Source organism: Flavobacterium sp. LC2016-12 (assembly GCF_015351595.1).
Classification (GTDB): Bacteria; Bacteroidota; Bacteroidia; order Flavobacteriales; family Flavobacteriaceae; genus Flavobacterium.
In genome coordinates this window covers 85,679-99,201 of sequence record NZ_JADKPT010000006.1, presented here as the reverse complement: position 1 = coordinate 99,201, position 13,523 = coordinate 85,679, and the positions used below count along the sequence as shown (strand labels likewise).

General features: G+C 33.6%; 14 protein-coding genes. 9 read left to right on the top strand and 5 right to left on the bottom strand.

Annotated elements, in window-relative coordinates:
- Positions 1 to 40: 40 nt before the first annotated feature.
- Together IRZ99_RS11665 and IRZ99_RS11660 are read right to left on the bottom strand one after the other, a co-directional pair.
- Entirely contained in the window at positions 41 to 916 is an 876-nt protein-coding gene (locus tag IRZ99_RS11665) for an ABC transporter permease (RefSeq protein ID WP_194657428.1), read from the bottom strand.
- 160 nt (positions 917 to 1,076) lie between these two features.
- Complete coding sequence (locus tag IRZ99_RS11660; protein WP_194657427.1) at positions 1,077 to 1,430, bottom strand: winged helix-turn-helix domain-containing protein; 354 nt, start codon at positions 1,428 to 1,430, stop codon at positions 1,077 to 1,079.
- A 319-nt stretch (positions 1,431 to 1,749) separates the two neighbouring features.
- Here IRZ99_RS11660 and leuS point away from each other — a divergent pair, with 319 nt between their 5' ends.
- The 6 genes from leuS to IRZ99_RS11630 all read left to right on the top strand — a co-directional run bounded on the left by leuS (position 1,750) and on the right by IRZ99_RS11630 (position 8,258).
- Positions 1,750 to 4,617, top strand: coding sequence for a leucine--tRNA ligase (gene leuS, locus IRZ99_RS11655; protein WP_194657426.1), 2,868 nt, complete (start codon positions 1,750 to 1,752; stop codon positions 4,615 to 4,617).
- Between the two features lie 190 nt (positions 4,618 to 4,807).
- Positions 4,808 to 4,993: a hypothetical protein gene (locus IRZ99_RS11650; RefSeq protein ID WP_194657425.1), complete on the top strand. Its 186-nt coding sequence runs from the start codon at positions 4,808 to 4,810 to the stop codon at positions 4,991 to 4,993.
- A gap of 246 nt (positions 4,994 to 5,239) precedes the next feature.
- Positions 5,240 to 6,085: an alpha/beta fold hydrolase gene (locus tag IRZ99_RS11645; protein WP_194657424.1), complete on the top strand. Its 846-nt coding sequence runs from the start codon at positions 5,240 to 5,242 to the stop codon at positions 6,083 to 6,085.
- Between the two features lie 2 nt (positions 6,086 to 6,087).
- Complete coding sequence (locus IRZ99_RS11640; protein WP_194657423.1) at positions 6,088 to 6,561, top strand: RNA polymerase sigma factor; 474 nt, start codon at positions 6,088 to 6,090, stop codon at positions 6,559 to 6,561.
- Entirely contained in the window at positions 6,548 to 7,138 is a 591-nt protein-coding gene (locus IRZ99_RS11635) for a hypothetical protein (protein WP_194657422.1), read from the top strand. Before IRZ99_RS11640 ends, IRZ99_RS11635 begins: the two co-directional genes overlap by 14 nt.
- Positions 7,139 to 7,571: 433 nt before the next feature.
- A complete protein-coding gene (locus IRZ99_RS11630; protein ID WP_194657421.1) occupies positions 7,572 to 8,258 on the top strand; it encodes a zinc metallopeptidase in 687 nt (228 codons plus the stop codon).
- Positions 8,259 to 8,654: 396 nt separating this feature from the next.
- Here the strand turns inward: IRZ99_RS11630 and IRZ99_RS11625 are convergent, their stop codons facing one another.
- The 3 genes from IRZ99_RS11625 to IRZ99_RS11615 form a co-directional block, all read right to left on the bottom strand.
- Complete coding sequence (locus IRZ99_RS11625; RefSeq protein ID WP_194657420.1) at positions 8,655 to 9,125, bottom strand: Lrp/AsnC family transcriptional regulator; 471 nt, start codon at positions 9,123 to 9,125, stop codon at positions 8,655 to 8,657.
- Positions 9,126 to 9,421: 296 nt separating this feature from the next.
- The gene (locus tag IRZ99_RS11620; protein ID WP_194657419.1) at positions 9,422 to 10,171 is read right to left on the bottom strand and encodes a uroporphyrinogen-III synthase; all 750 of its coding nucleotides are present in this window, start codon (positions 10,169 to 10,171) and stop codon (positions 9,422 to 9,424) included.
- A gap of 14 nt (positions 10,172 to 10,185) precedes the next feature.
- On the bottom strand, positions 10,186 to 10,854 hold the full coding sequence (locus tag IRZ99_RS11615) for a DUF4271 domain-containing protein (protein ID WP_194657418.1): 669 nt from the start codon (positions 10,852 to 10,854) through the stop codon (positions 10,186 to 10,188).
- A 105-nt stretch (positions 10,855 to 10,959) separates the two neighbouring features.
- Here IRZ99_RS11615 and IRZ99_RS11610 point away from each other — a divergent pair, with 105 nt between their 5' ends.
- The 3 genes from IRZ99_RS11610 to IRZ99_RS11600 are packed head-to-tail and all read left to right on the top strand — an operon-like array spanning position 10,960 to position 13,519.
- Positions 10,960 to 11,685 (top strand): polyprenol monophosphomannose synthase, encoded by a 726-nt coding sequence (locus IRZ99_RS11610; RefSeq protein WP_194657417.1) that lies wholly within the window; start codon positions 10,960 to 10,962, stop codon positions 11,683 to 11,685.
- A gap of 10 nt (positions 11,686 to 11,695) precedes the next feature.
- A complete protein-coding gene (locus tag IRZ99_RS11605) occupies positions 11,696 to 13,036 on the top strand; it encodes a dihydroorotase (protein WP_194657416.1) in 1,341 nt (446 codons plus the stop codon).
- 9 nt (positions 13,037 to 13,045) lie between these two features.
- Positions 13,046 to 13,519, top strand: coding sequence for a DUF4296 domain-containing protein (locus IRZ99_RS11600; RefSeq protein WP_194657415.1), 474 nt, complete (start codon positions 13,046 to 13,048; stop codon positions 13,517 to 13,519).
- Positions 13,520 to 13,523 lie beyond the last annotated feature (4 nt).

Genomic DNA, 13,523 nt, shown 5'->3' with positions numbered 1-13,523 from the left:
TTTGTTTTTAATCTAATATCTTAAATCTACAATCTAAAATTTAATAAAGATCGTCTGTTCTTAAATTCAGGAAACGTTGTGTTGCAAAATGCGTACTTACCCAGGTAATCAAAACTCCTAATCCGAAAACAGCCAATAAAACCAATCCGATTAAAACTTTGTCTTCTAAAATGCCTAATCCTGGGAAATTAGTTTCTACATAAAGCAATAGTGCAATTAGAGCAACAATAGCCAATCCGGCACCTAACATTCCTAATTTCACACTACGCATTACAAAAGGTTTACGTATAAACGATTTTGTTGCCCCAACCATTTGCATGGTTTTAATGATAAAACGATTAGAGTGAATGGATAAACGTAATGAACTATTGATCAATAAAACAGCAATTACCGCAAGGAACCCGCTGATAATCAAAATCCACATACTTACTTTTTTGATGTTGTCGTTTACCAGATTTACCAATTGTTTGTCATAAACAATATCTTCAATCATGGTATTTTGACGCAGACTGCTTTCAATTTTAGAAATACTGTCTCGCTCAACATAATCTGCTTTTAGGTGAATGTCGTACGAATTCAATAATGGGTTTTCGCCCAAAAAGGTCAGGAAATCTTCTCCGATAATATCAGTATGTTCTTTTGCTGCTTTTTCTTTAGAAACATAAGCATAAGATTTTGCGAAAGGCGCTCTTTTCAATTCGGTATTGAATGCTTTAATAACACTATCATTAGCTTCATTTTTAAAGAAAACCGTCATGGCGATTTTTTCTTTAAAATCATTAGCCAGTTTTTTAGAATTGATAATGAATAATCCTAGTACTCCCAAAAGGAATAACACCAGAAAAACACTTAATACAACTGAAAAATAAGAGGAAATTAACCTGCGCTTTTGAAATTTATCAAAGTTAGAACTCATAGTATGCTTAAATTATGTGGTAAAAATAATAAAGTATTTCTTTATTTGAAGTTAATAACGTTCAAAGTTTTAACTTTCTTACCATAAATATACGATTCAAAGATGAATAAATCAATATAAAAATCTTAGCAACTCAGTTCGGGGGCTTCGGAATTGCAACTTAGAGTCTAAATTTTAGATTTTGGGTTTCTTTTAAAGCAAACTCCTTAATGCGTTTTTCGATTTCGTAGAAAACAACAATCGCTCTTTCTCCGGCTTCTGTCAATTTTGCGCCGCCGCCTCCTTTTCCCCCAAGTAATTTTTCAACCAAAGGACTTTCAGCACGCTGATTCATTTCTTCTACTAATTGCCAGGCCTGACGATACGCCATTTTCATTTCTTTGGCAGCATTGGTTATAGAACCCGTTTTTCGAATATTTTCAAGCAGCCATATTTTTCCAATTCCTAAAAAGGCTCCTTCAGTTTCTTCAATCCAAACCCGAACTTCAACTTTGTATTTTTTGCTGTCAGCCATTTTTATTTTTTTAATGCTATTCAAAAATAGGCATTATTATTCTTTATTTTAAACTGGACTGAAGTCCAGTCCTACAATATAAGTCGTTCCTCCGGAACTTTTTAGATTTTTACAATCTTAAACAAAAAGATTTTTTTCTAAGTATTAGAGTGTAGAAATACGTGTTTTTACTTAATTGAAAATACGTATTTTGTTATTTTATTTGTTTGTCAACGAAATAGCTTTGGTACAAACGACAATAAATGTAAATTTGCGCTCTAAATTAGGTGACAAACCTTTGAGCCTTTGTCACTCTGAACCTTTGAACCTTAAAGAAAGAATGAAATACAATCCAAACGAAATCGAAGAAAAATGGCAAAAATATTGGGCTGAAAACCAAACTTTTGCTGCAAGTAATAATTCTGAAAAACCTAAACATTATGTTTTAGACATGTTTCCTTATCCATCGGGAGCAGGATTACACGTAGGGCATCCGCTGGGTTATATTGCTTCAGATGTTTATTCTCGTTTCAAAAGACATCAGGGTTTCAATGTTTTACACCCAATGGGATATGACAGTTTTGGATTGCCTGCAGAACAATACGCGATTCAGACAGGACAACGTCCGGAGGATACAACACGTGTAAATATTGATGGTGGAGTTGATAAAGAAGGAAAACAAATTGCCGGATACAGAAAACAATTAGATAAAATCGGATTTTCATTTGATTGGAGTCGTGAGGTTCGTACTTCAAATCCGGATTATTACAAACATACACAATGGATTTTTATTCAGTTGTTCAATTCGTGGTATTGCAGAAAACAAGGAAAAGCTTTTGATATTTCAGAACTTGTAACTGTTTTTGAAGAAAGTGGAAATGCATTGGTTGAAGCAGTTTGCGATGATAATGTTGCGATTTTTACTGCAGCGGAATGGAATTCTTATTCTGAAGACCAAAAAGAAAAAATCCTTTTACAATACAGAATGACGTATTTGGCAGAAACAGAAGTAAACTGGTGTCCTGGTTTAGGAACTGTTTTGGCTAATGACGAAATAGTGAACGGTGTTTCTGAGCGTGGAGGATATCCTGTTATTAGAAAAAAAATGACACAATGGAGTATGCGAATTTCTGCTTATGCAGAGCGTTTGTTGCAAGGTTTGAATGATATTGACTGGAGTGAATCTATAAAAGAATCACAAAGAAACTGGATCGGAAAATCAGTTGGTGCTATGGTTTCTTTCAACGTGAAAAATCATGATGAAGTAATCGACGTATTTACAACTCGTCCTGATACTATTTTTGGAGTGACTTTTATGACTTTGGCTCCGGAACATGATTTGGTAGCTAAAATTACAACTCTTGAACAAAAAGCGATTGTTGAAGCTTATATCGAAAAAACAGCAAAACGTTCAGAGCGTGAGCGTATGGCCGATGTAAAAACCATTTCTGGAGTATTTACAGGAGCTTATGCTGAACACCCTTTTACCAAAGAAGCAATTCCGGTTTGGATTGGAGATTACGTTTTGGCAGGTTACGGAACAGGTGCTGTAATGGCGGTTCCTTGTGGAGACGAGAGAGATTATGCTTTTGCAAATTTCTTCAAAGGTCAAAACGGAATGCCGGAAATCAAGAATATTTTTGCCAATGTTGACATTTCTGAAACGGCTTACGGTTCAAAAGACAATGTTGAAATTGCAAATTCTGATTTCTTAAACGGATTAAATTATAAAAATGCAACTCAGGCTGTAATTACAGCTTTAGAAAAAATAGGGCAAGGAAGCGGAAAAACAAATTACCGTTTGCGTGATGCTGTTTTTTCCCGTCAACGTTATTGGGGAGAGCCATTCCCTGTTTATTACGTAAACGGATTGCCAAAAATGATCGACGCGCAACATTTACCAATCATTTTGCCAGAAGTTGAGAAATATTTACCAACCGAAGATGGTTTGCCTCCGTTAGGAAATGCAGCTGTTTGGGCTTGGGACAGTGTTAAGTGTTCAGTAGTTAGCACGCAGTTGATTGACAATGTGACTATTTTTCCTTTAGAATTAAACACAATGCCAGGTTGGGCAGGAAGTTCATGGTATTGGATGCGTTATATGGATGCACACAACGAAAACGAATTTGCAAGTAAAGAAGCTTTAGCTTATTGGGAAAGTGTCGATTTATATATTGGAGGAAGCGAGCACGCAACCGGACACTTATTGTACTCTCGTTTTTGGAATAAATTCTTAAAAGACAAAGGTTTTGCTCCAACAGAAGAACCATTCAAAAAACTGATCAATCAGGGAATGATTTTGGGAACTAGTGCTTTTGTTTATAGGATTGAAGGAACGAATAGTTTTGTTTCAAAAAATAAAATAGGAGACCATAAAGTACAGCCAATTCACGCTGATGTTTCAATGGTTAATTCTTCTGATGAATTAGATGTTGAAAAATTTAAAGCATGGAGAGAAGATTATGCTGATGCTGAATTTATCACAGATGATAACGGAAAATATATTGTAGGTCGCGAAGTCGAAAAAATGTCGAAGTCAAAATACAATGTAGTAACGCCGGATGATATTTGTGCTGAATATGGTGCTGATACCTTACGTTTGTACGAAATGTTTTTAGGTCCTTTAGAGCAGGCAAAACCTTGGAATACTGCCGGAATTTCTGGAGTATTTGGTTTCCTGAAAAAACTATGGCGTTTGTATATTGATGAGAACAACGGTTTAATCGTAAACAACGACGAACCAACAAAAGACAACTTAAAATCACTACACAAAACCATCAAAAAAGTGGCAGAAGATATTGAGAATTTCTCTTTCAATACTTCGGTTTCTCAGTTTATGATTTGTGTAAACGAATTGTCGTCTCAAAATTGTCATTCACGAGCGATCTTGGAACCTTTAGCAATTTTGGTTTCGCCTTATGCACCGCATATTGCAGAAGAATTATGGGCGCAATTAGGGCATACCACTTCAATTGCGACAGTTGATTTTCCTGTTTTTGAAGCGAAACACTTGGTAGAAAGCAGTAAAGAGTATCCAGTTTCTTTCAACGGAAAAATGCGTTTCACTATCGAATTGCCTTTAGATTTAACAGCTCCGCAAATCGAGGAAATTATCATGAAAGACGAAAGAACATTACGTCAATTAGATGGAAGAACTCCAAATAAAGTGATTGTTGTTCCTGGAAAGATCATTAACCTTGTGGGGTAAATAAAAATTCCAATATTTTAAAAATTCCAAATTCCAATTTTACGATTGGGGTTTGGGATTTTTTTTATCCAGTTGTCATCCTGAGCGAAGTCGAAGGATCGCATTATAAATCAATTGAGAATTAAAACTTTTTTAGTAATATAAGATTTTTCGTAAGTTCGTTCTTTTAATTTAAAACCAAAAAAAGAGAATGAAAAAACATGAAGTGCATATTTTAAAAAAGACAGCTGGTTTTTCTGGGATGAAAGATGAATTAGCGAGTGAGGTTGAAATCTTCTTAAATAAAAAATCTTCGGAAGGTTATGAAATTATAAATGTATCTTTTACTTATTATGAAAGCGCAGAATTAATAGCTTTTATAACGATTTGCAAATAAGAATAGTACTCGAAGTATAAAGTCCAAATTCCAATTTTATTATTTAGGTTTGGCTTTTTTTGCCACGAATTACACAAATTTCCACAAATTCAATTCGTGCTAATTCGTGAAATTTGTGGCGAAAACTTCCGTATTAATTGGAATTTGGATTTTTTTTATTGAAATTTTCATTTTAGTTGTAACATTTTAAATCTTCTCGTATCCAAAGGGCGGATCCGATTATTTAACAACTTAAAATTTATAAAAATGAAAAAGTATATTTTGATTATCGCCCTTTTATTTTCTGCATTATGTTTAAATGTTTTTGCACAGACAAAACAATACCCGTTTGAAGTTTCTAAAACCGGAAAAGGCAAGCAAGCTCTTATATTTATTCCCGGATTTGCTTCTTCCGGAGCGGTATGGGATGAAACTAAGGCAGTTTTCGAAAAAGACTACACTTGCTACACCTTAACAATGGCCGGTTTCGCCGGAGTAAAACCACAGCCAAATCCTTCTTTTGAAAATTGGAAAAATGAAATCGCTAATTACATTAAAAACAATAAAATCGAAAAACCAATCTTAATTGGTCACAGCATGGGAGGCGGTTTGGCGCTTGCTATTGCGGCTGATTATCCTGATTTAATTGGAAAAATTGTGATTGTCGATGCGCTTCCTTGCCTGGCGGCTTTGAGTGATCCTTCTTTTAAATCAAAAGAAAACAACGATTGTTCTGCAATGGTTACTCAAATGACGGCAATGAATGAAACTCAGTTTTATGATATGCAAAAACAGATGATGCCGAGACTTTTAGCAGATACTTCTAAGTTAGAAATGGTAGTAGATTGGAGTGTGAAATCTGATCGCGTAACGTTTGCACAAATGTATTGTGATTTCTTCAATGTTGACCTGAGAGAGAAAATTGCAGCTATAAAATGTCCTTCATTAATTTTATTAGAATCTTATTTTATAAATTTAAAACCAGCAATTGAAGGACAATATAAAAATTTAAAAACAGCTAATTTTCAATATGCCACTAAAGGAATGCATTTTATTATGTACGACGACAAAGATTGGTATTTAGGACAATTGAACAATTTTTTAAAATCTTAATAATGGAATTTGAACAAATTTATAAAACCTATTGGGATCGAATATTCAGACTTTGTATGGGTTTTGTCAATGATTATGACATTGCACAAGATCTCGCTCAGGAAACTTTTATAATTGTGTGGCAAAAGCTGGACACTTTTAGAAATGAGTCAAGTATTGGAACCTGGATTTTCAGAATAGCTTCTAATAATTGCCTCAGACAGATTGAGAGAGATAAACGTTTTCTTAAATCAGATTTACCGCATCATCTTACGGAGGAAAAACAACAATCATTAGAGCCGCAGATTCAGTTTTTGTATAAATGTATAGCTGAATTGCCGGAAACAGAACGTATTATTATTTCGCTGGAGTTAGAAGATGTCAGGCAAGCAGAAATCGCTACAATTGTAGGGCTTTCAGAAGCGAATGTACGAGTGAAAATCCATAGGATAAAAGAAAAATTGACTCAAAAATTTAAAGAAAATGGACAACAATAATATAGATTTCAAAGATTTATGGAAAAAACAAACCGTAAGTCAGCCTAATATCGAAGATTTGAAGGCAAGGTTAAAACAGTTTAAAAAAGCAGGTTTACGAAGTTTATGGATTACTAATGTTTTGCTTTTTGCAACTTCTGCTTTTATTGGTTTTGTTTGGTACTATTATCAGCCGCAGTTTATTTCCACTAAAATCGGAATTGTTTTGGCGATCCTGGCAATGGTAATGTATGTGGCATTTTATAATGGTTTATTACATATTTATAAAGAAATTGATACAACTCAAAGTAATCATGAATATTTACAAAAACTGGTTTTAATTAAAAGAAAGCAACAATTTATGCAGTCTACAGTATTAAGTTGGTACTTTGTTTTACTTTTTTTAGGAATAGGTTTGTATATGTATGAATATGTTTCAAGAATGACTGTTTTTTATGCTTCGGTTACCTATGGTGTAACGTTGCTTTGGATAGGTTTTAACTGGTTTTATCTTCGTCCCAAACAAATCAAAAAACAGCAAACTAAAATAAATGAGCTAATTGCAAAATTTGAGGATGTCAATGCGCAATTGAAGTAAGGAAATTCCAATACAGAAAATTCCAAATTCCAAATTCCAAATTCCAAATTCCAAATTCCAATTTTAAGATTGGGGTTTGGGATTTTTTTTGCGCCAAGTTTGTCAATCCTGACGGAGGAAGGATCACGCTAGAAGCTCGACAAAGATTGGCGAATTAGTATGAGGAGTTACAAGTGTGATCCTTCCTCCGTCAGGATGACAAGATTGTCGAATTTCTTTGATTTTTCAGCCACAAATTTCACGAATTGAATTTGTGGGAATTCGTGAAATTCGTGGCGAACACTTTCCTGTTAATTGGAATTTGGAATTTTCTATATTGGAATTTAATCTAAATTTAGGATGTCATTTTGGCATTTTAGAAAAATGGTTCGTAAATTGTAGATTATTTCGAAAACATATTCTAAAAAAAAAACAATTTAAAAAATATAAAAACATGGGAAGTGGATATTTAATCATCGCCGGAGCAATTATGTTGTTCAGTTGGTTAGTGAGTTCGAAGTTGAAAAGCAAGTTTGAGTTGTATTCTAAACTACAATTAAGAAACGGAATGAGTGGTGCCGAAATCGCAGAAAAAATGTTAGCCGATAACGGAATCACCGATGTTCGTGTAATCTCGACTCCGGGTCAATTAACAGATCACTATAATCCGTCAGATAAAACGGTTAATTTAAGTGAGGCAGTTTACAATCATCGTAATGCGGCGGCGGCTGCAGTTGCAGCGCACGAATGTGGCCACGCAGTACAACATTCGATAGGTTATGAATGGCTGACAATGCGTTCTAAGTTAGTGCCTATCGTTAGTGTTGCGTCTAATTATGTGCAATGGATTTTATTGGCAGGAATCTTAATGATCAGGACTTTTCCGCAGCTATTGTTAATAGGAATCGTCATTTTTGCGGCTACAACATTATTTACAATCATTACTTTGCCTATAGAATACGATGCAAGCAACAGAGCATTAGCCTGGTTAGAAAATAAACACATGCTTACTCAAGAAGAGCAGGCAGGAGCAAAAGATGCTTTAAAATGGGCTGCAAGAACTTATGTTGTTGCGGCTATTGGTTCAATTGCAACGTTACTTTATTATATTTCGATTTACTCTGGAAACAGGAGAAATTAATGTGTCAATTAGATAATTAGTCAATTAGATAATTTATAGCAAACCCGACAGGCAAACCTGTCGGGTTTTTATTTTGTCTTAATTATTAAAGTTTAATGTTATAAATATTAAAACCCATATTCCGGAAATTAAGTAAATAGAATTTAAATATTCTTTGTTTTGAGATCTATGATATTTAAAGAAAAGTATTAAGGTGTAAATTATACTTACTGGAATTGAAAGCATAAATAAAAGAAAACCCAGACCAGGTGTGCATACCCCACTTGGACTTGTTTTCTCAAAAATAAATGCAATTGTAAAATATGTTATAAAAAAAAGTAATGTCTTAAGTTCGGGTCTAATACTTATCATGAAGTTTTTAAAATTATCTAATTGACTAATTGTCTAATTGGCACATTATAATTGAATCTGCCTGTCAATTTGCTGATCTAACGAAATAAAAGTTTCTGTTCTTGAAACTCCTTCGATAGCCTGAATTTTAGTATTCAAAAGTTGCATTAAATGTTCGTTGTCGCGACAAATAATTTTAATCAAAACCGACCAGTTTCCTGTGGTATAATGACATTCTAGGACTTCAGGAATTTTTTTTAAGTCTTTTACGGCTTCTGAGTTTCTGGAAGCTTTGTCCAGATAAACACCGATAAACGCCATAGTGGTATAACCTAAAACCTTCGGATTTACAGTAAACTTCGATCCTGAAATTACACCTGATTGCTCCAGTTTTTTCAAACGCTGATGAATCGCGGCTCCGGAAATGCCTATTTTATTAGCAATTTGTAAAATAGGTTTTCGGGCATCGTCCATTAAGTCACGAAGAATTTCTTTGTCGATACCGTCAATTTCAATTAAAAGAGAGTTGATTTTCATTAGAGTTGTAATTTGAAACTAATTTAGTTGTTTAGGTTTTAGTTAGAAATCAAATTTAGTAATTAAACTTTAAAATATGCAAAAAAATGAAGATTTGAATTGTCTGCGCTTTGTGTTGAATTTTTTACCATTAAGAGATTAAGAAAATAAAGTAAGAATGCTTAATGTTTGCTTTAAAAGATTCATTAAGGCATGGCTTAATTTTCTTAATCTCTTAATGGTAAAATTAAAATTTAGGCACAAAAAAAAAGCTGCAAATTTTGCAGCTTTTTTTGATATGTTTGGTAGTAAGGAATTTATTTCCCTTTGTTTGCTTCACTAATGTATTTTTCTAAAGCCATTGTCATAGAAGGTGTTTCAGGTGTTGGAGCAAGAATATCGATTCTTAAACCATGATCTAAAGCTTCTTTTTGAGTTGTGCTTCCAAAAACAGCAATTCTGGTGTTGTTTTGTTTAAAGTCCGGGAAGTTTTTAAATAATGATTTAATTCCCGTTGGACTAAAAAATGCTAAAACGTCATAATAAACATCTGCCAAATCAGATAAGTCACTCATTACAGTTTTGTAAAAAACAGCTTGTGCCCAATCTACTTTTAAGTTGTTTAATGTAACAGGTGCATCAGCATTCAATTGATCAGAAGCTGGTAACAAGAATTTTTCATCCTTGTATTTTTTAATAAGAGGAGATAAGTCTGCAAAATCTTTTGCTCCCACGTAAATTTTACGTTTTCTGTAAACTACATACTTTTGCAGATAAAATGCAACAGCTTCAGATTGACAAAAATACTTCAATCCTTCAGGAACTTTGTAACGCATTTCATCAGCCACTCTAAAAAAATGATCTACAGCATTTCGACTTGTTAAAATGATCGCAGTGTAATGATTAAGATCGATCTTTTGCAATCGAATCTCTTTTGCGCTAACCCCTTCCACATGAATAAATGGTCTGAAATCAATTTTTATTTTGTGTTTTTGTTGGAGCTCAAAGTAAGGAGAATTCTCCACTTTAGGTTCAGGCTGTGACACCAAAATTGTTTTCACTTTCATATTATAAACATTTTCTAAGCACTCCCTTTTGTAATCCAATAATAAAGAAAATAATAAGGGGCTATTTCAAGTGCGCAAAGATATAAAATAAAATAAAATAACTTGCCGAATATTACGTTTTGATATGTTTTTATCGAAATAAAATATGAGTAGAGGCTCAGACACAGCGAAACGCCTATTATTGCTAGTGGAATAATTTTGGGAATATTGTCATAATAGAACAAAACAGCATTGATTGGTAGAATTAAAACACCAATATAGGTTCTATAGGTTACTTTTTGTAAGTTAAAAAGGTCTGCAAAGTCATCAATATTGAAAGAAGTCGCTACAATTTTCTCAATTAAATACTTCGCAAGAATGAAATAAAGTAAAAAGGTCGCGATTTGAATGAATAAAATCCAGTCGGTTTTTGAGGCATATCCAAAAATATGCATCGTAAGCTGAATGAAAAAAGCGAACGAAATAACCTGAACGAAAAACAGGCCAATGGTAAAACTGCTTTTTAAATTGTTATTGTCACGATAAATTTTTGCGTATTTATCCGAAAAAATAAGCTTACTAAATTCGCTAAATCTGGTTTCGTAAGCTGATTTTGTCATTGCCACAACAGCAAAGGTCACCACAAATAAAAGTGTTGCCCAATCTTTGTTTTCTAGAATTCTGGGAGTAAGTTGTTCAATCATAACGACACAAAATTAGTAATTTTTTGTCTCAATACTTTTATTATATATTTATTATGAATCAAATGCTATAAAAAGTTTACTTTTGCGGTGAAATTACCGAGAAAAATGAATGATTGTATTGTCATAATTCCCACTTACAACGAAATCGAAAATATTGAAAGTATAGTTAGAGCTGTTCTTTCGCAACATAAACCTTTTCATCTTCTAATTATTGATGATAATTCACCAGATTTCACTGCCAATAAAGTGATTGCATTACAGGACGAATATCCTGGAAGATTGTTTTTAGAAAAAAGGGCCAAAAAATCAGGTTTAGGAACAGCTTATGTTCATGGTTTCAAATGGGCTTTGGAACGTAATTATGATTTCATTTTTGAAATGGATGCCGATTTTTCCCACAACCCCAATGATCTTGAAAAATTATACGACGCCTGTCATTTTGGAGGCGCATCATTAGCTATTGGGTCTCGTTATGTAACGGGTGTAAATGTGGTAAACTGGCCGCTAAGCCGTGTGTTAATGTCTTATTTTGCTTCGGTTTATGTGAAATTCATTACCGGAATGAAGATTCATGATGCAACGGCGGGTTTTGTTTGTTATAAGAGAGAGGTTTTGGAGAAGATAAATCTGAACAAAATTAAATTTGTTGGGTATGCTTTTCAAATTGAAATGAAATATCGAACATATTGTGGTAAATTTGAAATAACAGAAGTTCCGATAATTTTTACGGATCGAACTAAAGGAGTTTCAAAAATGAGCAATGCCATTATCAAAGAAGCTATACTTGGAGTAATTTCTCTTCGATTAAAAAAATTATTCAATACATTATAAAGCCAGGGCGATGAACAGGATTTTAATTAAAAATGCTAAAATTGTAAACGAAGGATCAATTTTTGAAGGTGATGTATTGATCGAAAACGACTTAATAGTTGAGATTTCAGATAGCATCAGCCTAAAAACATCTGATTGCAAAGTAATAGATGCCGAAGGAAGTTATTTAATGCCGGGAGCAATCGATGATCAGGTTCATTTTAGAGAACCGGGATTAACACACAAAGGAGATATAGAATCAGAATCAAGAGCGGCAGTTGCGGGAGGAATTACTTCTTTCATCGAACAGCCAAATACGGTTCCAAATGCCGTTACTCAGGAAATTCTTGAAGATAAATACGTGATTGCTTCCGAAAAATCATTTGCGAATTATTCATTTATGATGGGTGCGACCAACGATAATTTGAAAGAAGTTTTAAAAACAAATCCAAAGAATGTTGCCGGGATTAAAATATTTCTTGGTTCTTCAACCGGAAATATGCTGGTTGATAAAGAAGAAACTTTAGAGAAAATTTTCTCAAGTACGCCAATGTTAATTGCGGTTCATTGTGAAGATGAAACTACAATCCAAAACAATCTTGCTGAATTTAAAGAAAAATATGGTGATGATATTCCGGTAACGGCGCATCATTTAATTCGTAGTGCAGAGGCTTGTTATATTTCGTCTTCAAAAGCGGTTGCTTTGGCGAAAAAAACAGGAGCAAGACTTCACATTTTTCACCTTTCGACTGCGAAAGAAATGGAATTGTTCACGAATAAAATTCCATTAGAAGATAAAAAGATTACAGCTGAGGTTTGTGTGCATCATCTTTGGTTTACCGATGAAGATTACAAAACAAAAGGAAATTTCATTAAATGGAATCCGGCTGTTAAAACCGCTGAAGATCGTGCTGAACTTTGGAAAGCTTTGAATGATGGACGAATTGATGTTATAGCAACAGATCACGCGCCTCATACCAAAGAAGAAAAAATGCAGTCGTATTTAAAAGCGCCATCTGGAGGCCCGTTAGTACAGCATGCGGTTGTAGCAATGTTTGAAGCGCATCATCAGGGGAAAATTACAGTGGAAAAAATCGTAGAAAAAATGTGTCATAATCCGGCTAAAATTTTCAAAATCGAAAAAAGAGGTTTTATCAAAGAAGGTTATTTTGCCGATTTGGTAATCGTGAATCCGAGTTTGCCATGGAGTGTTAAACCAGAGAATATTTTGTATAAATGTGGTTGGTCACCGTTTGAGAATTTTACTTTTAAATCGAGAATCACCCATACTTTTGTAAACGGAGAAATGGTTTATAATAATTTCAAAGTAAAAGATATCCGCGCCGGAAAAAGATTATTGTTTGATAGATAAAAAAGATAAATGAAGAATTTTGTATTTATAATATTGGTATTGTTTCTTTCTGTAAGTTGTAAAAAAGAATTGGTCAAAGAACCAAAAAGACTTATTGAGAAAGGGAAAATGATTGATATTATGTATGATTTGTCTCTTATGGATGCAATGAAATATCAAAATCCATTGTCTTTAGATTCGATTGATGCAGATCCGAAGAAATTTATTTTAAAAAAATACAAGGTTGATAGTTTACAGTTTGCACAAAGTAATATTTATTATGCAGCTGATTATGATACCTACAAAGATATGTTTGATGAAATTAGCAAACGTTTAGCGGTACAGCAACAGGCAGCCGACTCAATTGTAAAAATTGAAGAGAAGAAAGCGGCGAAAGCTGCTGCTAAAAAGCCTAAAGTAAAAACGAATGTAAACGATTCTATAAAGAAGCCTTCAAGACGTATAAATATTGATTCAATAAGAAGAACAAGACAATTAAGATAGTTTT